This is a genomic window from Pseudomonas mucoides (assembly GCF_015461845.1).
Classification (GTDB): Bacteria; Pseudomonadota; Gammaproteobacteria; order Pseudomonadales; family Pseudomonadaceae; genus Aquipseudomonas; species Aquipseudomonas mucoides.
The window spans coordinates 896,526-920,155 of the sequence record NZ_JACOPW010000002.1; the positions used below are offsets into that span (position 1 = coordinate 896,526).

26 protein-coding genes and 1 pseudogene are annotated in these 23,630 nt (G+C 57.7%); 19 read left to right on the forward strand and 8 right to left on the reverse strand.

Annotation, left to right across the window (positions count from 1 at the left end):
• The first annotated feature begins 21 nt into the window (after positions 1-21).
• On the forward strand, positions 22-1,512 hold the full coding sequence (locus H8F22_RS12780) for a sensor histidine kinase (RefSeq protein ID WP_027926040.1): 1,491 nt from the start codon (positions 22-24) through the stop codon (positions 1,510-1,512).
• On the opposite strand, the gene H8F22_RS12785 is transcribed toward H8F22_RS12780, so the two are convergent.
• Positions 1,513-2,211, reverse strand: coding sequence for a response regulator (locus H8F22_RS12785; protein ID WP_027926039.1), 699 nt, complete (start codon positions 2,209-2,211; stop codon positions 1,513-1,515).
• A 315-nt stretch (positions 2,212-2,526) separates the two neighbouring features.
• Here H8F22_RS12785 and H8F22_RS12790 point away from each other — a divergent pair, with 315 nt between their 5' ends.
• The 3 genes from H8F22_RS12790 to H8F22_RS12800 are packed head-to-tail and all read left to right on the forward strand — an operon-like array spanning position 2,527 to position 6,955.
• Positions 2,527-4,263: a type I secretion system permease/ATPase gene (locus H8F22_RS12790; protein ID WP_194940251.1), complete on the forward strand. Its 1,737-nt coding sequence runs from the start codon at positions 2,527-2,529 to the stop codon at positions 4,261-4,263.
• Positions 4,264-5,610: an HlyD family type I secretion periplasmic adaptor subunit gene (locus H8F22_RS12795; RefSeq protein ID WP_027926037.1), complete on the forward strand. Its 1,347-nt coding sequence runs from the start codon at positions 4,264-4,266 to the stop codon at positions 5,608-5,610.
• Between the two features lies 1 nt (position 5,611).
• A complete protein-coding gene (locus tag H8F22_RS12800) occupies positions 5,612-6,955 on the forward strand; it encodes a TolC family outer membrane protein (RefSeq protein ID WP_324188014.1) in 1,344 nt (447 codons plus the stop codon).
• A gap of 24 nt (positions 6,956-6,979) precedes the next feature.
• Here the strand turns inward: H8F22_RS12800 and H8F22_RS12805 are convergent.
• Together H8F22_RS12805 and H8F22_RS12810 are read right to left on the reverse strand one after the other, a co-directional pair.
• A pseudogene (locus tag H8F22_RS12805) lies at positions 6,980-7,467 on the reverse strand (phosphoribosyltransferase).
• Between the two features lie 94 nt (positions 7,468-7,561).
• Positions 7,562-8,920, reverse strand: a complete 1,359-nt coding sequence (locus H8F22_RS12810; protein ID WP_059182743.1) for an MATE family efflux transporter — start codon at positions 8,918-8,920, stop codon at positions 7,562-7,564.
• A gap of 310 nt (positions 8,921-9,230) precedes the next feature.
• On the opposite strand from H8F22_RS12810, the gene H8F22_RS12815 reads away from it, so the two are divergent.
• A complete protein-coding gene (locus tag H8F22_RS12815) occupies positions 9,231-9,635 on the forward strand; it encodes a hypothetical protein (RefSeq protein ID WP_324188015.1) in 405 nt (134 codons plus the stop codon).
• A 251-nt stretch (positions 9,636-9,886) separates the two neighbouring features.
• Here the strand turns inward: H8F22_RS12815 and H8F22_RS12820 are convergent, their stop codons facing one another.
• The 4 genes from H8F22_RS12820 to H8F22_RS12835 all read right to left on the reverse strand — a co-directional run bounded on the left by H8F22_RS12820 (position 9,887) and on the right by H8F22_RS12835 (position 12,277).
• Positions 9,887-10,129 carry a hypothetical protein gene (locus H8F22_RS12820; RefSeq protein ID WP_032833684.1) on the reverse strand — a complete coding sequence of 81 codons (243 nt, stop codon included), beginning with the start codon at positions 10,127-10,129 and terminating at the stop codon, positions 9,887-9,889.
• 228 nt (positions 10,130-10,357) lie between these two features.
• Positions 10,358-10,735 (reverse strand): hypothetical protein, encoded by a 378-nt coding sequence (locus H8F22_RS32620; protein ID WP_027922974.1) that lies wholly within the window; start codon positions 10,733-10,735, stop codon positions 10,358-10,360.
• 259 nt (positions 10,736-10,994) lie between these two features.
• Positions 10,995-11,357 carry a DUF6463 family protein gene (locus tag H8F22_RS12830; protein WP_027924606.1) on the reverse strand — a complete coding sequence of 121 codons (363 nt, stop codon included), beginning with the start codon at positions 11,355-11,357 and terminating at the stop codon, positions 10,995-10,997.
• 260 nt (positions 11,358-11,617) lie between these two features.
• Positions 11,618-12,277, reverse strand: a complete 660-nt coding sequence (locus H8F22_RS12835; protein ID WP_027924607.1) for a MarC family protein — start codon at positions 12,275-12,277, stop codon at positions 11,618-11,620.
• Positions 12,278-12,722: 445 nt separating this feature from the next.
• Between H8F22_RS12835 and H8F22_RS12840 the strand changes: the two genes are divergently transcribed.
• From H8F22_RS12840 to H8F22_RS12905, 14 genes are all read left to right on the forward strand, one after another.
• On the forward strand, positions 12,723-12,995 hold the full coding sequence (locus H8F22_RS12840) for a hypothetical protein (protein ID WP_027924608.1): 273 nt from the start codon (positions 12,723-12,725) through the stop codon (positions 12,993-12,995).
• 375 nt (positions 12,996-13,370) lie between these two features.
• Complete coding sequence (locus H8F22_RS12845) at positions 13,371-13,718, forward strand: metalloregulator ArsR/SmtB family transcription factor (RefSeq protein WP_027924609.1); 348 nt, start codon at positions 13,371-13,373, stop codon at positions 13,716-13,718.
• A 23-nt stretch (positions 13,719-13,741) separates the two neighbouring features.
• Entirely contained in the window at positions 13,742-15,025 is a 1,284-nt protein-coding gene (locus tag H8F22_RS12850; protein WP_027924610.1) for an arsenic transporter, read from the forward strand.
• A 29-nt stretch (positions 15,026-15,054) separates the two neighbouring features.
• On the forward strand, positions 15,055-15,525 hold the full coding sequence (locus H8F22_RS12855; protein WP_027924611.1) for an arsenate reductase ArsC: 471 nt from the start codon (positions 15,055-15,057) through the stop codon (positions 15,523-15,525).
• Between the two features lie 11 nt (positions 15,526-15,536).
• The gene (gene arsH / locus H8F22_RS12860; RefSeq protein WP_027924612.1) at positions 15,537-16,232 is read left to right on the forward strand and encodes an arsenical resistance protein ArsH; all 696 of its coding nucleotides are present in this window, start codon (positions 15,537-15,539) and stop codon (positions 16,230-16,232) included.
• Positions 16,233-16,611: 379 nt separating this feature from the next.
• Positions 16,612-17,007, forward strand: a complete 396-nt coding sequence (locus H8F22_RS12865) for a hypothetical protein (RefSeq protein WP_059182739.1) — start codon at positions 16,612-16,614, stop codon at positions 17,005-17,007.
• 153 nt (positions 17,008-17,160) lie between these two features.
• Positions 17,161-17,916 (forward strand): hypothetical protein, encoded by a 756-nt coding sequence (locus tag H8F22_RS12870; protein WP_027924614.1) that lies wholly within the window; start codon positions 17,161-17,163, stop codon positions 17,914-17,916.
• Positions 17,917-18,143: 227 nt separating this feature from the next.
• Complete coding sequence (locus H8F22_RS12875) at positions 18,144-18,548, forward strand: antitoxin Xre-like helix-turn-helix domain-containing protein (RefSeq protein ID WP_027924615.1); 405 nt, start codon at positions 18,144-18,146, stop codon at positions 18,546-18,548.
• Positions 18,542-19,234 (forward strand): RES family NAD+ phosphorylase, encoded by a 693-nt coding sequence (locus H8F22_RS12880; RefSeq protein WP_059182737.1) that lies wholly within the window; start codon positions 18,542-18,544, stop codon positions 19,232-19,234. The genes H8F22_RS12875 and H8F22_RS12880 overlap by 7 nt, the downstream gene beginning before the upstream one ends.
• Positions 19,235-19,369: 135 nt before the next feature.
• Entirely contained in the window at positions 19,370-19,810 is a 441-nt protein-coding gene (locus tag H8F22_RS12885) for a phage infection protein (RefSeq protein ID WP_194940253.1), read from the forward strand.
• A 139-nt stretch (positions 19,811-19,949) separates the two neighbouring features.
• The gene (locus tag H8F22_RS12890) at positions 19,950-20,708 is read left to right on the forward strand and encodes an SGNH/GDSL hydrolase family protein (RefSeq protein ID WP_194940254.1); all 759 of its coding nucleotides are present in this window, start codon (positions 19,950-19,952) and stop codon (positions 20,706-20,708) included.
• Positions 20,709-20,711: 3 nt separating this feature from the next.
• Positions 20,712-21,140: a nuclear transport factor 2 family protein gene (locus H8F22_RS12895; RefSeq protein WP_027924619.1), complete on the forward strand. Its 429-nt coding sequence runs from the start codon at positions 20,712-20,714 to the stop codon at positions 21,138-21,140.
• A gap of 162 nt (positions 21,141-21,302) precedes the next feature.
• Positions 21,303-21,626 carry a hypothetical protein gene (locus H8F22_RS12900; protein WP_194940255.1) on the forward strand — a complete coding sequence of 108 codons (324 nt, stop codon included), beginning with the start codon at positions 21,303-21,305 and terminating at the stop codon, positions 21,624-21,626.
• A 153-nt stretch (positions 21,627-21,779) separates the two neighbouring features.
• The gene (locus H8F22_RS12905; protein WP_027924621.1) at positions 21,780-22,352 is read left to right on the forward strand and encodes a chorismate mutase; all 573 of its coding nucleotides are present in this window, start codon (positions 21,780-21,782) and stop codon (positions 22,350-22,352) included.
• 141 nt (positions 22,353-22,493) lie between these two features.
• Here the strand turns inward: H8F22_RS12905 and H8F22_RS12910 are convergent, their stop codons facing one another.
• Complete coding sequence (locus tag H8F22_RS12910; RefSeq protein WP_027924622.1) at positions 22,494-23,630, reverse strand: nickel/cobalt efflux protein RcnA; 1,137 nt, start codon at positions 23,628-23,630, stop codon at positions 22,494-22,496.

A 23,630-nucleotide genomic window follows, 5' to 3' on the forward strand; every position in this document is an offset into this window, starting at 1 on the left:
GATGATCAGGGAACCGGACTGATGGCAAAAGATGCAAAAGTCGAATCAAAAAACGAGACTTTTGTCGGTGATCAAACTGAGACTTTGGTCGAGCCCCTCTCGGCCAGCGAGCAAGAGCACAAGGCCCGCTGGCGCATCAGGTTCAAGACCCGCGCACGCAACCTGAGTCGCTCTACACAATTCGTCATCGCCGCCGCGCTGATCCTGGGGCTGACCATGTTTTTCGTCGGCAAGCTGGTCAGTGCGCGCATAGAACGCGCGGCCGTGCAAAGCGCCGCGGAGGCCGGCGCCCACTATATGGAAGCGTTCCTGGAGCCCTACGTTCAGGAGATGAGCCGCGATAACGGGCTGTCGGCGTCGAGCATAAAATCCCTGGATCGCCTCATGGAGAGCCGTTCGTTGAAACGGCACATTGTCTCGATCAAGATCTGGCGGGCAGACGGCACGGTGGCTTACAGCACCGATAAATCCATTACCAACCGCAAGTTCCCGATGGATGAAATCGCCGGTGCGATCAAGGGCAACGTGGTCACCGACCTTGAGGACCTGGATCAGGAAGAGAATGAGTTCGAGCGAAAGCTGAACGTACCGCTCTATGAAATTTATGCACCGCTGCGGGAGTTCACTACCGGGAAAATCATCGCGGTGGGCGAGTTCTATGAAATGGCGGCCAGTCTGGAGGAGGAAATCAATCGCGTCCGCCAGCAAGTATGGCTGGTGGTCGGTGCCGCGACCCTGGCGATGCTGACGCTGCTGTTCTTTCTGGTCCGGCGTGGCGACAAGATCATCCAGCGTCAACAAGTGGCGTTGCGCTTGCGACTGCTGGAGCAAAACCGGTTGCACATCAGCAATGCCGCGTTGCAACGCAAGATGACCAACGCGACTCAGGAGTTTTCACGAATAAACGAACTGACGCTGCGGCGCATCGGTGCGGACCTGCACGACGGCCCCGCGCAACTGTTGACCCTGATTCTCATCCGCCTCGACGACCTTGCGGAAAATTGCACGGAGGTCGATCAGGAATCGATGGAAACCATCCGGGGAGCGGCGAGCGATGCATTAAGGGAGGTGCGCGATCTTTCCCGGGGGCTGGCCCTTCCGGAAATCAACGATCTGACGCTGTTGGAGGAGTTGAAACTCGTAGCCCAGCGACATGAGCAGCGCACCGGCACCAAGGTCAAATTGAAACTGGGGCACTTGCCCGATGGGGTGCCGTTGCCGCTCAAGCTGTGCATCTATCGCTTCGTGCAGGAAACCCTGAACAATGCGTACCGCCATGCCGCAGGCAAAGGTCAGGTTCTGAGCGCCAACCTTGTCGACGGAATGTTGCTCATCACGATCAACGATAACGGCCCGGGCATGAACGCCGATGCCCTGGTGGTCGACACCCACGGCAGGACGCGGTTGGGGCTGGCGGGGTTGCGTTATCGTGTGGAATCGCTGGGTGGCGTGTTCCGCATTGACTCAGCAACCGGCAAAGGCACGTCGGTTACCGCACAATTCAAGCTGTAGTCAGGAGCCCCCTCGGGCGTCCAGGGACGACGTCGCTGACGTCACATGAAGTCGACCAATACTCTCTCGTTCCCAATAGCGCCTCAAGGCCGTGACGGCTTCCACACGATTGCGGGCATGCAGCTTTTGCATCACGCAGGTCATGTAGTACTTGACGGTTTTTTCGCTGATCAACAGCTTTGAGGCCACTTCCTTATTTGTCAGGCCCTTTGAGACTTCACGGATGATCTGCTCTTCCCGATGGGTCAGGTCGATCTTGCGAACTTCAGCCTCATGCTTTTTAAAATTGCTCAACAGCTTATTGGCAAATTCGGGGGTAATGTACGTGTCGCCACGGGCAATCGACCGGATCGCCAGCACCAGGTCTGGCCCGCTGACCCCTTTCAAGACATAGCCACGAGCTCCCGCTTCGAGTGCTGAATAAGCATCATCCTCTGACTCGGACACTGTCAGCATCAACACCTTCACATCCGGCAGCTGCGTAGAAATGAACCGCACGGAGCCAAACACGTCGCCCGGCATATTGACGTCCATCAGCATCACGTCCGGCCTCGTTCGCATCGCGATGCCCCGGGCTTCATCCGCGCTGGCACCCTGCTCTACGACTTGTAAATCCGCCCTCTTCCTCAACGTGTTGGCAACACCTTCACGCAACAACGGATGATCGTCGACGATGCCAATCCGAATGAACGGGTTCATGACATGCTCCTGAAAGGGCCAAGTATTCGAACACCCATTGATTAATAGCAGGTAACCCGAACGGGCGCTGGGCTCCGGATGGAAATGCCGGGGTCTTTGAGGGCAAAAATTAGACTTAAGTCGCACGAAATTTGCCCGTCAATAAGCAATCTTCGTCATAAGCTTCTGAAAAATCAGACGCCAACTCATTGTTTTTGAAGACTGTCAAAAACGTCAAAAAAACTTTTTGCTAAAAAACCCGGATCAGCCCTCCATCCGACCAACAGTCGTTCCCCTACGCTGAGGTACATGAATCCACGGTTCGGGGACCCTCCGATGGACAACAAAACCCAGCAGCGATCCGAGTTGGCCGAGGTGCTTTTTCGGCTGCGCCATACGTTTTATTCGCTGGCCGGGTTCAGTGGTGTGATCAACGTACTGATGCTGACCCCGGCCATTTACATGCTGCAGGTGTATGACCGGGCGCTGGTCAGCAGCAACCTCACCACGCTGCTGATGCTGACCTTACTGATGATCGGTTTGTACACCTTGCTGGCCATGTTGGAAGTGGTGCGAACCCGCGTGCTGATCCGGGTCGGCAATCGTCTGGACATGGCCTTGAACCGTCGTGTCTTTACCGCCGCGTTCGAGCGCAACCTGCAGCGGGCCGGCGGCAACCCCGCCCAGGCCCTGCAAGATCTGGCGCAGGTCCGGCAGTTTCTGACCGGCAACGGGTTGTTCGCGTTCTTCGATGCGCCATGGACGCCCATTTACCTGTTCGTCGCCTACCTGATTCACCCCTTGCTCGGGATCGTCACCCTGTGCGGATCGCTGATCCTGGTGTCCCTGACCTGGCTCACCGAAATTGCCACCAAAAAGCCGTTGAGCGAGGCGAACCTGGCGTCACAAATCTCGGGCACTTTCGCCAACAACAATCTACGCAACGCCGAAGTCATCGAAGCCATGGGGATGCTGCCGGCCATCACCCAGCGCTGGTTCGGCAGCCACCTGCGGATTCTCGAAATGCAGACCCTGGCCTCCGACCGGGCGGCCTACATCAGTGGTTTGGGGCGGTTCGTGCGGATCGCCCTGCAATCGTTGATCCTCGGCACAGGCGCCCTGCTGGCCATCGAAGGCTCGATTACTCCCGGCATGATGATCGCTTGCTCAATCCTCAGCGGTCGCGCGCTGGCACCGGTGGAGCAACTGATCGGCGCCTGGAAGCAATTGCTCACCAGCCGCCGCGCCTGGTCGCGGCTCAAGCAGCTGCTGCAAGCATTTCCGCCCCGGGCCGATGCGATGAAACTGCAACGGCCACTGGGCATGCTTTCGGTCGAGCACTTGCACGCCGGCGCGCCAGGCATGAGCCAATCGATCATTCGCGGGCCGCACTTCAACCTGTCGCCAGGCGAATCGCTGGGCATTATCGGCCCGTCCGCGTCGGGCAAATCCACCTTGGCGCGCCTGCTGGTGGGCATCTGGCCGGCGCAAAGCGGCAAGGTACGGCTCGACGGCGTGGACGTCTATCTATGGAACAAGGAAGAGCTCGGCCCCTGGGTCGGTTACCTGCCGCAGGATGTGGAATTGTTCGAAGGCAGCATCGCCGACAACATCGCCCGTTTCGGTGAGGTCGACAGTGACGCGGTGATCGTGGCGGCCAAACGGGCCGGTGTACACGACATGATCCTGCGGTTTGCCCATGGTTATGACACCACCCTGGATGTCGACGGCAACCCGCTGTCCGGTGGGCAACGCCAGCGCATCGGCCTGGCCCGTGCGTTGTACGGCGAGCCGTCGATCATCGTGCTCGATGAACCGAACGCCAACCTCGACGACGCCGGGGAAAAAGCCCTGATCGATGTGCTCGAAGACCTCAAATCCCGAGGGTGCACCACGGTGCTGATCAGCCACCGCCCCAGCATCCTCGGCACCGTCGACAAAGTCCTGATGCTGCGCGAAGGCAGCACGCAATTGTTCGGTCCCCGGGACGAAGTGTTTGCGGCATTGCGTCAAACCAGCGTGCTGCCGACGGTGGGCGCTCCAACCCTGTCAGCCGTTCGCGGGAGAGAATAAATGGGCGCCGTGAGTCTCGATCCGCGTGGCCAGGATTTGCTGCGTGCGGCGGCCAGTATCGATGTCGATGACCACCGTCCGGCACGTTGGGGCGTGTTGCTGGTGATCCTCGGTTTTGGCGGATTTCTGCTCTGGTCCTGGCTGGCACCGCTGGACGCCGGCATTGTCGCCACCGCCACGGTCAAGGTCACCAGCAACCGCAAAACCATCCAGCACCTCACGGGTGGCAGTGTCGAAGCGATTCTGGTGCGCGAAGGTGACAGCGTCAGCAAGGACCAGGAACTGGTTCGACTCGACGCCACCCAGGCACTCTCGGAACAAGGGGTGGTGAACGCGCAGTACATCGCCACCAAAACCATGGAAAACCGCCTTGAGGCCGAGCGCGATGGCGCTGCCGACGTGGTGTTCGACCCCGCCATGTTGCAGCGTTACGCGGGCAACGATCATCTGAACGACGCCATCAGCCTGCAGCGTCATCTGTTCGCCACGCGGCGCACCAGCCTTGAGGGCGAGATTGGCATCCTGCGCGAGTCGCTCAACTCCGCCGAAGCGCAGATCAAGGGCTTGCAGCACATCTACGGTGCCCGTTCCGCGCAGATCGGGTTTCTCAATCAGGAACTGGTCGGGGTCCGTCAACTCGCCGCCGAAGGCTATGTGCCCCGCAACCGGATGCTCGAACTTGAACGCACCGGTTCTGACCTCAATGCCTCCCAGGCCGACAACCTGAACAACATTGCCAAGGCGCGGGGCCAGGTCGCTGACATCAAGCTGCGCATCCTTCAGCGCGAGTACGACTACCGCAAGGAAGTGCAGTCGCTGCTGGCCGACGTGCAGAAAGAAAACAGCGCCCTCACCGATCGTTTGCAGGCGCTGGACTATCAAGTCCGGCACACGGTGATCCGCTCGCCCATCGACGGCGTGGTCCAGGGCTTGAACGTGTCGACCATCGGCGGCGTGATCGCGCCCGGTTTCAAGATCATGGAAATCGTGCCGGCCCACGAACCGTTGCAGATCGACGCGATGGTGCCGGTGCAAGCCATCGACCGGATGACGCCAGGCCTGCCGGTGACCATTTCATTCCCTGCGTTCAACCACGTGCAGACCCCGAACATTCCGGGCCAGGTGCTGACCATTTCCGCCGACCGCCTGGTCAGCGACGACAACAAACAGCCCTATTACCTGGCGCAGATCGAAGTGACACCCGCCGGCATGGCCATGCTGGGCAGCAACCATATTCGCGCGGGCATGCCCGCCTCCGTCACCATCAAGACGGGCGAGCGCAACATGATGAGTTACCTGTTGAAACCACTGCTGGACCGGGTCAACAGCGCCTTTAAGGAGCAGTGACGTGAACCGCGGACGACGTTTTATCGGTTTTGCCGCGTCGCTGTGCGTGGCGCAGTCGGTGGCGGCGCTGGACTTGCGCGAGTCCTGGAACTTGATGCAGTTTCAGGGCCCGACCTACCTTTCCGCCGGTCACGAACGCGATGCCGCGCTGGAAAACCGCGCCATCGGTCAATCCGGCGTGCTGCCGAAAATCGGCATCACCGCCTTCGACAACCACATCAACGGCACGCAAAAACAACCGGACTATTTCGGCAACAGCCACACCAACGACCTGAACTACAACTCGCGGGGCGCGACCTTGCAGCTGCGCCAACCGCTCTTCAACAAACAGAAAATGGCCGAGTATCGCCAAGGCGAGTATCAGGCCGAGTACGGCGTGGCCGTGTTCGACGGCAAGGCACAGGATGCGGCCGTGAAACTGGCCGGGCGCTATTTTGATGTACTGCTGGCCCACGAAACCGTGGCGCTGGCGACGGCCAAACTCAATTCCTTCAACGAACAAGTGGCCTCGACTCAACGACGCAAGGACCTGGGCGACGGCACCATCACTGACGTCGACGAAGCGGTGTCGCGCCGCGACTTGGCCCAAGCCGAGCTGATCGAAGCCGAGGACAGCGTGACCGTGGCCCGGCGCCTGTTGCAGGAATACCTCGGTCAGACACCCGATGAAATCGCCACGCTGCAAGACACCTTCCCCACGCCGCCTCTGCAACCGGACAATCTGCAGGAATGGATCATCCGTGCGGGTACCGACAGCCCCTCGATCCGTGCACGACGCTTGAACGTCAACACCGCCGACGAGGAAGTCGCCAAGGCCAAGGCCGGTCACTGGCCGACCCTTGATCTGGTGGTGGGCTACACCGCTGCCGACAGCGAAACCCTGTCCACTCAAAACCAGCGTAACCGCTACTCTTCTGCCGGCGTGGAGTTGAACATTCCGTTGTACAGCGGCGGCTACGTCAGCGCCCGGGCGCGGCAAAGCGTTGCTACCCGGGATCAGGCCGAAGATGACCTGAATGCCACCCGGGAAGAAATCATCTCGGGAACCACCCGCGAGTTTCGCGGCGTACAAAGCGGCGAAGCGCGTATCCACGCACTGGAAAAAGCGGTGAAGTCCAGCGAACGCTCAGTGGACTCCTCGAAAAAAGGCTTCCTTGCGGGCAGCAGCACCAACGTTGACATCCTCAACGCCCAGGAACAGCTTTACACCGCCCGCCGCGACCTGTTCGAAGCCAAACTGCGCTACCTGTTGGCCAAGCTGCGGTTGGCGGCAAATGTCGGGGCACTGGGCGATGATGACATCGCCAGCGCCAATGCCTACCTGGGACCGAAGTTGTCGTTTTGAGCGAAAGGTTTTTTGGCAAGGCAATTATTGACCGGAAGAGTCCTCTTTCGCCCAAGCCTGCTGCAACAACCGCATGACCTCGGCATCCGATGTCTGGGAAAAATCCATGTACCAATGCCCGATCGACATCAGCCACTCCGGCATGATCGGGCATACCAGTTCATCGACTTCACAACGCAGCAGCTCCCGCGTCTCCCGCGCCACCACCGCGTCGAACGCAGTCTGATCAATCGGGTGCGCCCGCAGCGCCTGTTGATTGAGAATCTGGATGCCGCCGCTGGCAATCGCGCCCATGGCGAACTCCTCGTGCGACGGCACACCGAGCTTGCGCACCAGCATCAGGTCGAGACGAACATCCAGCGCCGTGGCCACTTCATACGCCACCGGCACGCCGCCTGGGGCAAGGCGAGAACGAGCACGTCCGGGCGATTGGCGTAAGCCCGCAACGGCCCCACCAGACGCCGACCCGCCGCCGGCCGGTCCTGCAAAATCATGTGCGATGAGGGACTCATTAGAAAACCTCCTCAGACGATCACGCCTGCCGGTTTCATCACGCAGTCCCGAGGAATTGTCGGCCTGGGCGCGGCTGACAGCAAGCCGCTTGCCTTACACCAACCGTTCGATCCGCTGATGCCGCCAGACAAACCGGTAATACGCCGTCTGCAACGCCAGCATCCCCAGATACGCCACCGGAAACGCCATCCACACGCCTTGCAAACCAAAGTGCCCGTCCAGCACATACGCCACCGGCAATTGCACCAGGACCACGCAGAAAATCGACACCGCCATCGGCACCAACACCGTGCCGCTGGCGCGCATGATGCCGCCGACAATCGCCTGGAAGCCAAACACCAACAAGCTCCAGAGCATGATGTGCAACAGGTGCTCGGCCATTGCCCGCGTCGAGTCATCGGTGAGGAACAGCCCCAACAACCAGTGCGACAGCAGGTAACCCAGCACCACCAATCCGCCCGTCAGACACACATTGATCAGCAACCCCGTGCGCAAAATCGGCCCCATGCGCTCAAGGCGCCCTGCCCCAATCGCCTGAGCCCCGAGGATCGACGCGGTGATCGCAATCGACAGCGCCGGAAACTGCACGTAATTGACGATCTGCGTCACCGCCCCATACGCCGCCGTCGCCTGCGAACCATGCCGGTTCACCAGCGCCAGAATCACCAGTTCCGACACCGACAACACCACCATCTGCAACCCGGTCGGCAGCCCGATGCGCAACACCTTGCCGAGAATCTCCCGGTCCAGCTTCATCGCCGCAAACATCTCCCGATCCGGCGCCAACGGATGCCCCTTGCGAATCAACCGCCACGCCAGCCACCCCATCGCCGACAAGTTACCCGCCAACCCGGCATACGCCGCACTCTGAATCCCCATCATCGGCAACCCGAACCAACCCCGAATCAACGCCGGCGTCAGCGCCAACCCAATACAGGTCGACACCACCAACGCAATCAGCGGCGACACCGTATCGCTGACCCCGCGCAGCAGTTGGGTGAACAGCACGTAGACCAACAGCGACGGCATGATCCACATCATCACGTGGGCATAGGCCACGGCGTCGTCCAGTACATCAGCCGGCGTGCCCAACCCCTGCAAGGCCGACCGCGCAAACACACTGCCGAGGACGGCGGCGGTCAGGCCGATCATTGCCCCGAGCAGCAAGGTGGTGCCGGCAATGGTTTTCACCAGATGCGGTTCACGCGCACCCCACGCTTGGCCAATGAGCACACCCGCCCCTGCGCCGAGGCCGATGACCAGGGCAATGAAGAAAAAGACAATGGGGAACATGCCGGACACGGCGGCCAGGGATTGCGTGCCGAGCATTTGGCCGATGTAGATGCTGTTGACCGTGCCGGACATGGACTGGAGAAAGTTCGACAGGACCATCGGGGCGAGGAAAAGAAGGTAGGTTTTCCAGAGGGGGATGGGGTGGGTGGGGGTTTGCATTGAGGGTCCGTCTCGGGTGGGCACGCGGTTTGGGAATTCTACGCCAGGGCCTTGTTCCGAGACCGCTCTTATTTTGGAAAATCTGGAGCGTTCGAGTAATAAATGGGGCAATCCAGATGGCCAATTTCTGCCTATCGTGAGAGGCAGAAAAGACCAGAAGCAGCCCGTCGCGATCAGAAACGTTTGACGACAACGCGTCGCTCTCGCACTCTGTTTTTCCCCTGTTTCTTCACTAGGCTTCCCTGTGTCATTCGCGACCGTAGTGCTGCTCGACTCCCGGCCACAGCCAAGTACGTCGCCCGAACCCGTCGTGTTCGCCACGGACACGCAGCTATGTTTACGGTATTGCACGGTTGAAGAAGAAATAGCTGTAATCCATTTCCCTCTACTAAAAAAAATTCAGTTCGGCTCACCAAACGATGAGGCTTTGGGCGGCCATCCGCTTATTAGACTTGGCCTCAAGCATTACCAAATTCATCGAATAGATAATTCGCCTTGGCTAGCAGAGCTTGAGCAGAGAAACGCCTTTCATCCGCGACACGATAAACAGCGGTTTCTAAAAGATGCCATCCATTATGTCTTTACGTTTCAGGACTCTACGTTGGAATGCATCGTAATTGAGGGGCAGTTCTGGCATCCAAAAGTACAAGTCTTTACCTCGGAGCAGAAGGCAAGGGATGTCTGGCGCGAACTGATAAATGATGTGGGCGCATGATCCCAATAGTCACTGTGGATGACGGCTATGGGTCGTTCTCTGCAGGTCAGGGTCACGAAGTGTGCTGGTCAAATACAATGCGAATGACTGGTCAGGTCGAATGCAACTGGGTGGACAAATCTGTGCATTACCCAGCAGGCAGCGGACTCCAGTTTCATTTCACGTTGGAACACCCCCCTGCTGGGAGATGTTTCCAGCCGTATCCTCAACAAATTCCATACTGGGTCTCTGTACTGATTCGCGAGATGTTACTAACCCCCCTGAGTATCAATATCGGCATCTTGAACCGGCTTATGTTCAGGTTCTGATTTGAAGTCGGGGCTGTACGGGTTCTCTTTAGCTGCGGGGTCCTGCTTTGGATTATTTGGTGCATCGACTTCGGCCGTTTTCGACGGTACTTCAGACCGCTTGGGGTCATGACCCGCTTCGTTATCCGTGCTGCTCGTACCGCCCTGCTGCGATATGTTTCCCGGTGCATTCTCATCAATGTCCATGTTGCTCTCCGATGGTTATGTAAATGTCCGTGCTTGAACATGAGAGGTAGGGAAACGCTGTAAGTGCCCGGCGATGGACGAATGGCGAGAACAAAAAACCCGGCTCACTGGCCGGGTTTCACTTGTGGATTCAACCGGTCGTGACAGGCAGAAATCGGCCAATAGCAGCCGGTCACAACCGACGGAGAACAGCCAAAAGCGCATAATCATGACCGTCCGCCATTCTCTCTAAGCAGACGCGTAAGTGAACGGCTCCAGCAAAATTTGAGGTTCGACCCACAACCTTAAACCGTAGGGAATTACCGAATACCCGTCGTATCGCCCAGTGAAAGTATTCGAAGCTGCAAACTCCAAGAATTTACCGCGCTTGTCATCAACAACGCGGATACCGGGGCATCCAAGCATTGTGTATTTGATAATGGGGTTTGGTAGTGAAGCCTCACTCACCTGAATTTCCACATCAGAATCATATTGCCAAATTGTCAATTTCAGTCTGACAGTACCTTGCTCGATAACGTAACAGTGTGATGTTTCGAACTCATCCAGGGAGGGGAAGACGCCGAGTACGGCGATTAAATCAAAAGGATCCCACGTTAAAAGGGGCATAAAGCATCCTTTGCTGACATCACGGTGAATTTGATCCCATTCTAATCATCAGCCAATCTGTAACGCAGTTTTTCTCTAAGACTTGTTGGCCATAGGCAGGGCGATTTTTCGCAATCCATCACCAAACGAACATTCACGATCTGGAGGACTCTACGGTTTTTTCCCTCCGTCAGCTTTGGGTCGATTGTTGCCTATCGTGAAGGACCGCAATCGACCCCGATCTGACGTTGAAGCCCTCGTGAATGCCTTGAACCGTTTGTCAGGCGTACAAGTCATATCCTGCCGCGATGATCAGCGGTGAAACCAGCAACGTTGCCCAGAATCCCGACTTTGGAACAGCAATGACGCAAATGATCGAAATCATAAGCACATAGATGCCAACAATTTTAAGTAGCGCGAGATCGCCAACGGCTACGGCGTGAATCGCTGTCTGCCCTGCGAGCATAAAAAGCGGCCCCAACATGGTAAACCAGAGGGCAGTACGCCGATCTTCGTGCGCTTTGAATTGGTCAACGAAGCCAGAGTCTACAGCGGCGGCAAATGCTGTTTTGAACTTGATGATACCGAATGGAATATGGAGAACGCCCAAGGCGAACAGGGTCCATGCGACGATGTTTGACATGTCTTATATGCTCCGTAACGGTAAGGTTGGAAGGTGCGTAGCGTTTACACGGTCCCAGAGTGCGAGCGAGTGGTTTGCGTTTCTTGTCGCGATGGCGTGTCGTATAACATTCCTTGTCATCCCGTAAGTCCCTGTCTGGCTTAGAAGTGGTGACGGCAAGGACTGCTGCCTCCTAATGAAGCTATCTATTTGCCATCACCGTGTCCACCGTCCACTTTTGGCCGAAAGCACACGGTCAATGCAAAGACAACGATCCAGCCCTACCCCACCCCGCCATGCAGCAACACCCCGTACGATTGCAAAAACTCCACCGTGCCATGAAAGATCAGACCAACCCCCATGGCAGAGACGAAGAACCCGACAATGCGCGTGGCGGCATCGATGCCTTGCGGGCCAATCGTTTTGAGGATGACTTGAGCGTAAGCCAGTGACAAATAGGTGGTGAACATCGTGGCGCAGATGGCCAGCGCCACGACGGCGAAAGACAGCACCGCATGACTGGCGTCTTTGATGGTGCTGGTCAGGCCGATCACGGTGGCAATCGCACCGGGGCCAAACATGATGGGCATCGCCAGGGGGATGAAAGAGACGTCCTGGTCGGCGTCGTGACCAGTGGGAATCAGGCTGCTGTTGGGCGTGGGGGCGAACAGCTCGAAACCGATCCGCATCAGAATCACCCCACCGACCACCCGGATCATGCTCAGGGGAACGTCGAACAGTCGCAGGAGCAGGTTGCCGAAAATCAGGAAAAAGAACATCAGCAATAACGCAAAGAAACAGGCTCTGCGGGCTACCCGACGGAGCTCGGCAGTGTCCTTGCCTTGCAACATGCCAAGGAACACGGGAATCGCCTCTAGCGGGTTGATGATGGCCAGTAACGTGGTAAACATGCCGACAAACAGCGTTACATAGGTGTTCATGGCGCACCTTCGAGGAGAGACCGCGTTACATCACCTTAGCGGATGATGAAGAATGAGCTTGCTAGGAACTCAATCTGGCGCTGCGGCACAGGTGGCGCTGGCTCAGGAAAGGTCAGTCGATGGCTCACAACAACCTCGGCTCTGGTCCTACACTTATCTCGGAATCCCTCACCTTGCCCGTCGTTCCGATGAAGCTTATAGTCCGCCCCGTCGCCCACAATGGCGATTCAGGTTTGGCGACCTGATCACAGAGAATGCGAGGGCTATCCGCTTTATTGCAGGGGTTCACGCACCCGCAAAGCCGCCTTTATGGCGGCTGTGCGCGGGAGACCTTCGGGTCTGCCGGTTTTCTCTGTGCCGGTTCGCCAACCTGCGCACAGCTGCCACCCAATCGTTTGGCGACGACTGAGTGACGGCATTGAGCCAATCAAACAGAGATCTTCAAATGAATAGATACATGCCCCTCACCGGAATCGACCTGATCCCGGCCTCCCTGCTCATCGACACCCAAGCCCCGCTCGACGTCCTGCAAGCCATGGCCGACTACCGCATCCGCACTGTCACTCAAGTCCTGGAGAACATCGCCTTCCGCGCCGAGCTCGGTTGCGACACGGTGGTGCTGTCGGACTTTTCCAAACTGCTGGCCATTCCGTTGCGCGATGGCTGTGACTTGATGGACGTGATCGGTCGACGTTTGCGAGCCCAGGTGGCGGAGTAAATAAAGACGGGCGCCCTATCAGGCGCCCGCTTTGTTTTACCGCATAACCTCTGTCACCCAGCAGCTAAACTTTATGAGGAAGCTGAACGAGCGAAACCCTGCCCCGTCAGGAGGCTGACCATGAGCAAACAACCTCAACCACGAAGCCGCTCCAACCCTCAACCCAGATCCCGCCCGGTCGTGCCTAACCTGCCGAGCAAAACGGGCAACAAGTCCGGGGGAATGCGCGGCAACTACCCGCCAAAACAGTCCTGAGGACTTCAGGGGTATCCAGCGACTGCTCATCGAACTCACTCGCTGGATTGAAGTTCGCTGCTTGCCATAAACATATGGATAAACGTATATTCGAATAACCATATGTATCGAGCCGTGTCCATGCTGACCCCTGCCGCCGTATTCAAATGCCTGTCCGACGAAACCCGTGCGCGGGCCACGTTGCTCATCACCCGCGAGGGTGAGCTGTGCGTGTGCGAACTGGTCTGCGCCCTGAACGACAGTCAACCGAAAATCTCCCGCCATCTGGCGCAGCTTCGCGCATGTGGCCTGTTGCTCGATCGACGTCAGGGTCAGTGGGTCTACTACCGGCTCAATCCTGATTTGCCGGGTTGGGTGCGCACCATTCTAGAGACCACGCTAGCGGCCAACACCGCCTGGCTTGAGGAAAACAGCGCTCGACTCGACGCGATGGGCGACCGCCCTCTCAACACCACCGCCTGCTGCTGACCCCATCGCCTGCCGAGTCTTTTATGTTCATTGCATTCGCTATTTTTCTGGTCACCATCGTATTGGTCATCTGGCAGCCCAAGGGACTGGGTGTCGGCTGGAGCGCCACTTTCGGGGCGGTTCTGGCATTAATCACGGGCGTCGTGACGCTGAACGATATTCCACTGGTATGGGGCATTGTCTGGAACGCTACCGCCACGTTTGTGGCGGTCATCATCATTAGCCTGCTGCTCGACGAAGCCGGCTTTTTTCAGTGGGCCGCACTGCACGTGGCGCGCTGGGCCAAGGGTGATGGCCGACGCCTGTTCGCCTTCACGGTTTTGTTGGGGGCCGCTGTATCCGCGCTGTTTGCCAATGACGGTGCGGCACTGATTTTGACCCCGATCGTGATTTCGATCTTGCTTGCCCTGCGCTTCTCCCCTGCGTCGACTCTGGCGTTTGTCATGGCGGCAGGCTTTATTGCCGACACTGCCAGCTTGCCGTTGGTGGTGTCGAACCTCGTCAACATCGTTTCAGCCGACTACTTCGGTCTGGGCTTCAGCGAGTACGCCTCCGTCATGGTGCCGGTCAACTTCGTTGCCGTAGGCACTACGCTCACCGTGCTGTACTGGTTTTTCCGCCGTGACATACCCGAGCGCTACTCACTGGATGACCTGCAAGACCCGCGGCATGCCGTGCGGGATCCGCTGACCTTTCGCGTCGGCTGGATGGTTTTGGGTTTGTTGCTGATCGGGTTGTTTGCGCTGGAACCGCTGGGCATTCCAATCAGTGTCATTGCAGCAGCCTGCGCTGCGATGCTGTTCGCCGTTGCGGCGCGTGGGCATGTGATTTCAACCCGGCGTGTGCTGCGCGAAGCACCCTGGCAGGTCGTGACGTTTTCGCTGGGCATGTACCTGGTGGTGTATGGGCTGAAGAACGCTGGCCTCACCGGCTATCTGACGACGGCCCTGAATCACCTGGCCGAATATGGTGTCTGGGGTGCCGCGCTGGGGACGGGCTTGCTCACCGCATTGCTGTCGTCCGCCATGAACAACATGCCGACGGTGTTGGTGGGCGCGCTGTCGATCCAGGCCAGCGAGGCCACCGGCGTCGTACGTGAAGCGATGATCTACGCCAATGTCATCGGCTCGGACCTGGGGCCCAAAATCACCCCCATCGGTAGCCTCGCAACCTTGCTCTGGCTGCACGTCCTGGAGCGCAAGGGCATTCGTATTACGTGGGGATACTACTTCAAGGTGGGCGTCATTCTGACGCTGCCGATTCTGTTCATTACCTTGTCTGCCCTGGCCTTACGCCTGAGCGTTTAGCACCTGAGCGTCTTCAAAGAGGAATCACCATGCGCGTCCTGTTTATGTGTACCGCCAATAGTTGCCGCAGCATCCTGTCCGAAGCGATGTTCAATCATCTGGCGCCGGACGGTTTCGAGGCTGTCAGCGCCGGCAGCTTCCCCAAAGGACAAGTGCTGCCGCGCAGCCTGACCACGTTGCAAGAGGCCGGAATATCGATCGACGGGTTGAGCAGCAAAGGCAACGACGCCTTCGAGGCCAACCCGCCGGACATTGTGATCACCGTCTGCGACAAGGCTGCCGGAGAGACGTGCCCGGTGTACTTCGGTCCGGCGTTGAAAGCCCATTGGGGGTTGGAGGATCCCTCCGAGGTGAAGGGCGATGAGGCGGCCGTCTCCGCAGCCTTCCACTCGACCCTGGCGCGTATCGAAACGCGCTGCCGGGCCTTCCTCTCCCTGCCCTTCGCCGAGCTTGATCGCGATGCATTGAAGCGCGAACTCGACCGCATCAGCACCCTGTAACCGGAGCCCCCATGAGCCACCCTCTGCCTAATCTCGATGCGTCTTTGATTGAGCCCATCGCCAACGATCACGACGGCCAGCACAAGCCACGAATCCTGTTGCTGTACGGGTCGACCCGCGCACGGTCGTTCAGTCGGCTGCTGGTCGAAGAAGCCGCCCGCCTGCTCGAACACTTCGGTGCAGAGACACGCATCTTCAATCCCTCGGGACTGCCACTGCCGGACGATGCGCCGAACGATCACCCGAAAGTCCAGGAGCTGCTTGAGCTGATGCAGTGGTCTGAAGGACAGGTCTGGTGTTCACCCGAGCGCCACGGTTCCATGTCGGCCGTGTTCAAGGCACAGATTGACTGGGTGCCGCTGGCATTGGGCGCCGTGCGCCCGACCCAGGGAAAAACGCTGGCGGTGATGCAGGTCTGCGGTGGCTCCCAATCGTTTAACGTGGTCAACCAGTTGCGCGTGCTGGGGCGTTGGATGCGCATGTTCACGATCCCCAACCAGTCTTCCGTGCCGAAAGCCTTTCTGGAATTTGACGAAGGGAATCGCATGAAACCCTCCGCGCTGTACGACCGGGTCGTCGACGTCATGGAAGAGCTGGTGAAGTTCACGTTGCTGCTACGGGATCGCCCGGATCTGGTTGACCGTTATTCGGAGCGCAAGGAGACGGCGCAGGAGTTGAGTCAGCGGGTGAATCAGCGGTCGATTTGAAAGCCTGAATCGTTCATCAAGCCCTTGGTTTTTATCAAGATGCTGGTGACAAACACTGCACGACTCAAACAAGACGCGTATTTTGGCGCCCTCTTAATGGGGCGCACCCTGAATGGCTTGCGCCCACATAGTCTTCGGGGTTGAGTTGTTTATTGCCACATATTCTATGTGTTGTTGAAGTGCTTGTTAGCGCATGGTCTATGGTTGTTCCAGTCAGCGCGCAGGTCGCTGAAACCCATTCACAATCTTGTCACTCGCTAAGCCTTTGCCTAGCGTGCGGCCTAACTCATTTATTCAAGTGGTGCCTTCGCCTCGCTTGTATAAAGTGTTAGCACTCTGGCGCCACGAACTTTTAACAGAACCCAATCTGGAGATTTGTATGCCTGGAGATTTCCCTGACAAAAATGGATGCACTCTAATAGTGGTCGATAAAAAAGACTTCAATCGCATTGTACTGAGTGCAACCGCCGCGACCTTTCATTGGCGCAGCGTCCCGGAGTATCGAGCCCCGGCCCAGGTCCACCTCGCCGACCTGGTTGAAAAGCTTCAATTGACAGCGGTTGATGGCTCAAGTCCAAGCCACGGCACAATGCATCTTGACGAAGAAGACGCCTCAACACCTGAATTGCACATGCATGTTGTAGGAGACATCGACGATCAAATTTTTAAAGAAAAAATACTTTCCGTGATTGAAAGCCTGGCCGCCCAGGATCATTTAACCGAAGACGAACTGGCCTACATCAAGCGCGGCATAAAGGCACACAACGAATGGTAGCTAATGCTTATATAGCCGCACAATAAGACCCTTCTCACATCGCGAACAATCCAATCAAAAGGAGGTGATTAGCGCACGACAAACAAACACTTTACGGCCACTCGATATATCAACGAATCCGCATGAAAATAATTTTTCTATGGAGATAACGTCATGGCTGCAATAACGAAAGCATTGTTGGGTCAGGATTTGTCAGAAGAAATGAAAAATGAGTGTTCAGCGCATCTTGATACGCTGATGGCGCTGGGTCTGGCGAAATCCCAGTACTACGCGCAACTGATCAATACAGCGCTGTTGGGTGCAGGTCAGGGAACGGATAAAACATTCCCCATCTCAACCATTCAATCCTTCACCTATCAGACAAAAGCCTACACATCAGATAATGCCAAAAACATCACCAATGTCGTCAACGACTCCGTGAAAGGCTTCGTTGCGGGAGACAACGTATCCGCCGTGGGTACGATCGTCTCGGGCTTTGTCGACATGCTGTTTGGCTCATCGCAAGGTTCGGAAAGCGAGGTCAGAAGGTATTGCGCGATTCTTGAGGGCGCGTCGATGATTCGCCTTGATTTTGCGGGTTGGTCGCGCTCGGTCACCTCCACATCGTTGAAAAGTAAATGCGACCAGGTCAGTGCATTTGTGCTCTATCGATCGATCGTGAATATGAAAGAGGTGTCGCTGAATGATTTCATCGCCGTGTATCAAATCACGGCGAAGATAGAGAACCCGACGCTGGACACCGCTGGCATCGTGAAAAAATGCCAGGAGTTGTACCTGTTGTTCAACCCGGAAAAGCGCAATGACGGCTTGCTCAGAGCCGCCCACACACCTCTCGAAGGGGTGAATTTTCAACCAACGACAGGCCACCAATCGTTGGACGTCTTCAATAAGCACCTCACAACGCTGTAACACTCACCGCTGACGGCAGGCACGTCACAGGATTCAAAAGCGCCGCTTTGTTGTGGTTTTGGCTCCTGCCGTTTGAGTGCCTGCCTGACCCGCTACGGTTAGAAGGGGATAAAGCCGAACGAACCGAAGTCGGCATCGCAAATCAACTAACCACTGGTCGACGCCCTATTGATCTGCAGATTCAATCTATATAGTTTTGAGTCTATGGATCAATTGAGGCTTAGCACATGGCAGTCCCCCTTCAGGAACCAGCATTCACCAAGAGCCAGTGCGTCACGGGCTTGCGGGCAGCCGTGGGCATTCTCGAAAAATGGTCTGCGTCCAGCGAGCAGGCCTGTCGCATCCTGCGTATTTCCCGCAGCACCTACACCCGCGCCCGGCAGCAAGACCCCGAATGGGCGGTGGCGCTGGACGCTGACCAGATGCAGCGCATCAGCTTTGTCCTCAACATCCACGCAACCTTGCGCCTGGTTTTCGACAACCCGGAAAACGTCTACGGCTTTGTATCGATGGCCAACGACAACGAGTTTTTCAACGGGCGTACCCCGCTCGAGATCATGGCCCAGGGCGATATGATTTCGCTGTATGAAACCTTTCGGCGCATTGACGTACTGCGGGGCGCGCAATGGTGAAGGTGAGCGAACTGGCGGAATGTGCCGGTGAGCGGTTAAAAGCCTACCGACTGGTCAATTCGAAGTACCCACCCATCGCGCTGTTTGATGACGTGGCCGACGCGGACGAATTTGACGTGCTGTATCAGATACAGGCACTGACCAATCCCCGGCTGCACAATGAAGTCGGTCGTCTTGAGTTGATTGCACGGGATCAGATCCCGTTCGGCATTCCTGGCTGCTCTTACGCGATTGCGCCGTTTACCCACGTTAACCCGGCGGGTTCGCGGTTCAGCGATGGCAGCTTTGGGGTGTTGTACCTGGCGGATACCATGGAAACGGCGCTGGCTGAAGTGCGGCATCACCAGAGTCTGTATTGGTCGAATGTCCGCAACCTGAACTATGAGCGCTTTGTGTTCCGCGGGCTGTCCTGTTCTTTTGTCGACGCGGCGATGAAAGACGCGACGTCCATTGCGCTGACGGACCCGATCTACGCGCCCGACGATTACACCCATTCCCGTCAACTGGGCAGCTTGATCAAAAAAGCGCGATGCCCCGGTATTCGTTACCACTCGGTGCGTCTGCCAGGCAGTGACTGCTGGGCGCTGATGACGCCGCGACCGGTCGCATCGATTGTTCAGACGGCTCATTACGAGATGGTCTGGAATGGGCAAATCACCAGTGTCAGCAAGATCAGTGAAGCGTGAAGGCCTCTAAAACGGGGGCAGATGCATCCATTACCGGCATCGATAGTCACCATTGACCCAATGAAGTTCTCTTAAAAAATCCTCGGCGTAACATCCGCTCCATACCAACCCATAAACACCCCGGAGCACACCATCATGAAACGCCAAACTATCCTCGCTATCGCTTTCTCGGTCTTTGCAGTTAACGCTTTTGCCGCAACCTCTGCTCAACCTGTGGTCGCTGAAGGCGGCTCGGATCGCCTGATTGAAAGCCGAGTGGCTGAAGGGGGTTCGGATCGCTTGATCGAGAATCGTGTGGCTGCTGATGGTTCGGACCATCTGATGGAAAACCGCGTAGCCGCTGATGGTTCGGATCGTCTGATCGAAAACCGCGTAGCCGCTGATGGTTCGGATCGTCTGATCGAAAACCGCGTAGCCGCTGATGGTTCGGATCGTCTGATCGAAAACCGCGTAGCCGCTGATGGCTCCGACCATCTGATGGAAAACCGCGTAGCCGCTGATGGTTCCGATCGCCTGATGCAGAACCGCGTTGCCGAAGGTGGTTCCGACCGTCTGATCGAAAGCCGCGCTGCATAAATGCAGGGCTTTACCGCAGTACTCAATGAAAAGCCCGGCCTTATCAGCCGGGCTTTTTCGTGAGCTATTTTTAGTGCACTCGCTACGCGGGCGTTGTACATCTATCGCTGATAACCATTAGGTCAACTCGGCACGCCGCATGAACCACACTGAAACGCTCGCCAAAATCCTGCTCGGCCCCTTGCTGCTCATGCAGGGCATTTACACCCGGAAGGTAACGCCCAGGCTGCCGGAAGCCGAGGGCGCACGCCAAGGCATGGCCGGCAGCGGCATAGCCCTGCGGTTGTTGATTGTGGGCGACAGCGCCGCCGCTGGCGTTGGGGTGTCGACTCAAGACGAAGCGCTCAGCGGCCAATTGGTCAGCCAGTTGGCCAATGATTACCACGTGTCCTGGACACTCTGGGCCAGGTCCGGGCTTGATTCGCAAGCGCTGCTGGGGTTGCTCGAAGACAGCGTTCCAGAGGCCTTCGATGTGGCGCTGGTGTCTATCGGCGTCAACGATGTCACCAGCACATTGGCGGCTGACGAGTGGGTCGCCCGACAACATCGATTGATTGGCTTGCTGCGCGAGAGGTACGCGGTAAAGCAGATCGTGCTGTCCCCGCTGCCACCCATGCACCTGTTTCCCGCGCTGCCGCAACCGCTGCGTTGGTACCTGGGACTTAGGGCTAGCGCTTTCAACACGTGCCTTGCCGAACTGGCTGAGCGTATTGATCACTGCACGCTGCTGGCGACCCGGTTGGCCCCCATAAATGGCTCGATGGCACGGGATGGCTTCCATCCGGGTCCTGCGATATACAGTCAGTGGGCGGACGATGCAGCGGCGGTCATCGGCCAACGTTTTCGCCAAAACACGCGCCTCGACATTGCACAACCCACAATAAAAATACAGGAGTAGAAAATGTCTGAACTGAACCTGCACCCCAACGCCGCGGCCTCCTTGCAGCAATGGCACGAGATGATCCGCACGGCGGACTTGAGCGCCCTGCCCGGTTTGCTCGACCCGCACGCCGTGTTCCGCTCGCCGATGGCGCACACGCCTTATCCGGGCGCGGCCGTGGTGTCGATGATTCTCAACACTGTCGTCAAAGTCTTCGAGGACTTCGCCTACCACCGCGAACTGGCGACAGCAGACGGCTTGAACGTGGTTCTGGAATTCAGCGCCAATGTCGGTGGGAAACAGTTGAAGGGCATCGACATGATCCGCTTCAACGAAGCCGGGAAAATCGTCGAGTTTGAGGTGATGGTCCGTCCGTTGAGCGGCTTGCAAGCCTTGGGCGAGCAAATGGGACAACGCCTTGGGGCTTATCTGGCGGCCAGTAAAGCCTGATTCCAAACGCCTGAAACTCACGTCCCGCGCGGTGATATCACCGCGCGCGATCATCCATTGCCGACATCGATAGTCACCATCAACTCAATGAAGTTCTCATAAAAAATCCGCGGCGTAACATCAGCTCCATACCAACCCATAAGCACCCCGGAGCACACCATCATGAAACGCCAAACCCTTCTCGCTATCGCTTTCTCGGTTTTCGCAGTGAACGCTTTTGCCGCGACTTCGGCTCAACCTGTAGTCGCTGAAGGCGGCTCGGATCGCCTGATTGAAAGCCGTGTGGCTGAAGGGGGTTCGGATCGTCTGATCGAAAAACGCGTCGCTGAAGGTGGCTCTGATCGTCTGATCGAAAAACGCGTCGCTGAAGGTGGCTCGGATCGTCTGATCGAAAACCGTGTAGCCGCTGATGGCTCCGACCGCCTGATGCAGAACCGCGTCGCCGAAGGTGGCTCCGACCGCCTGATCAAGTATCGCGCTGCATGAATGAATAGCCTTCCCGCAGCATTCGACAAAAAGCCCGGCCTGACCCGCCGGGCTTTTTCATGCACAAAATAAATCAGCCCCCACTTAAAGCCGCTGCCGCACCTGTGGTACATAAGACCTGATTGTGAATTCTGCGCTCAATGAGGTTTGCCCATGTTCCGTTCGCCACGCCTGCCACAACTGCTGACCTGCGCCCTGTTCGGTGTATTCGCGTGCGGCGCCCAGGCCGGTACGCCCTCCCCGGCACCCGCCAGCTTGTTGCCGTTGCTGGTGACGATAAACGAGCGCTTGAGCATTGCTGATCTGGTGGCGTTGACCAAGTGGGACAGTGGCAAACCGATTCAGGATACGGCCCGGGAAACGCAGGTCATCGACAACGCCAGGAAGATGGCCGCGAGCCGGAAACTGGACCCGGAAGCGGTTGCCGAGCTGACGGCCGCACAGATCGAAGCCAACAAACTGGTGCAGTACGGCCTGCTCGCTCAATGGCGCGCAGCGTCCAAAGCGCCGGACACTCCACGGCCAGACCTCGTCAATCAAATCAGGCCACGCCTGGATGAGCTGCAAAATCGCTTGCTGCAGCAATACGCCGAATTCGCGCCCTATCGCAATGACCCCAATTGCCCGAACTGGCTGGGGACCGAGCGAGCCAACCTGATCAAGGATCAACTGCACGGCCAGGCCCTGATACGCGCTACCGGGGAGCTGTGTATCGCGGCGCAATGAGATTGAAGGCCGTGTGGCCGAAGGGGGGGCCGACCGTCTGATCGAAAGCCGCACTGCATCAATGCGCGGTTTTACCGCGCAACTCAATGAAAAGCCCGGCCTTATCCGCCGGGCTTTTTTACGCACGCCATTCAACGCGTCTTATGCAGTCAACCCGATCCAGCCATGAATGCCAACGTACAGGCCCACCGCGATAATCAACACCCCGGACAGATAAGGTGCCCGACGCGCCACTGCCCCCAGCCACGGCCAGCGGTTGCTGGCTTGCCGCGCGCCAATGGCTGCGGCCACACCGACCGATACCAGCGTCATCGCCAATCCAATACTGAAGCACAGGACGAGCATGCCGCCTAACGCCACTTCCTTGACCTGAAGGCAGAGCAGCAAAACGGTGATCGCCGCCGGACAAGGAATCAACCCTCCCGTCAAACCGAACACGATGATCTGGCCAGTGGTCACTTCACGGTTGGTGAAACGCTTGCGGATGTCATTGGCGTGGGCACGTTCATGCGCATCCTGATAACCGTCAATCGACAACTCCAGCCCTTGCAGTTCCGCGTGCGAATGCCCGTGGTCATGCTCCGAGTATTCCAGGTCGTAGTCATGCGAGTGCCCGGCATGCCCAAGACTCAGGCGAACGCTGAATTCGTGGGGTTCGGGAATGGCGGCCGTCGATTGCAGAAAACCGTCCTGCTCGACAAATGAGAACGCCTGGGTGCTGCCGTCTGCACGCGTGGTCAACACGCGGACATCCCCGGCACCCCAGGCATGCCCGCTCAACGCTTTCAGGCGCCAGTGCGGCGGCATGCCGGTTTCGAAAATCGACAGTTCGACGCGGCCATGACCGGTATCGATTCGCTGGGTTTCGTCGTGGTGAGCGTGATCCTGTTCGCCGTGGTGATGGTCTTCACCTTGCTCGAACTTGAACATCTGCTCGCCGCGCCAGGTGCGCCACAGCATCCAGAGTGCAATCAAGATAATCAGCGCAGCGGAGGCAAGTTGAAAATACGGCTCAGTGGTTTGCGCATCCATCCCCTTGCCCAGGTACATGCCACCTATCGCGACCAGCCACACCACCGCCGTATGCGACAGCGTTGCCGCCAGGCCCAATAGCACCGCCTGTTTGACCGAACCACGAACGGCCACGATGAACGCCGCCATCATGGTTTTTGAATGCCCGGGCTCAAGCCCGTGCAAGGCCCCCAGCAGTATCGCGCTCGGAAAATAGAGCCACGCGTGGGCGCCACCCTGTTGCAGCAGTTCTGCGAAATTGGGCAT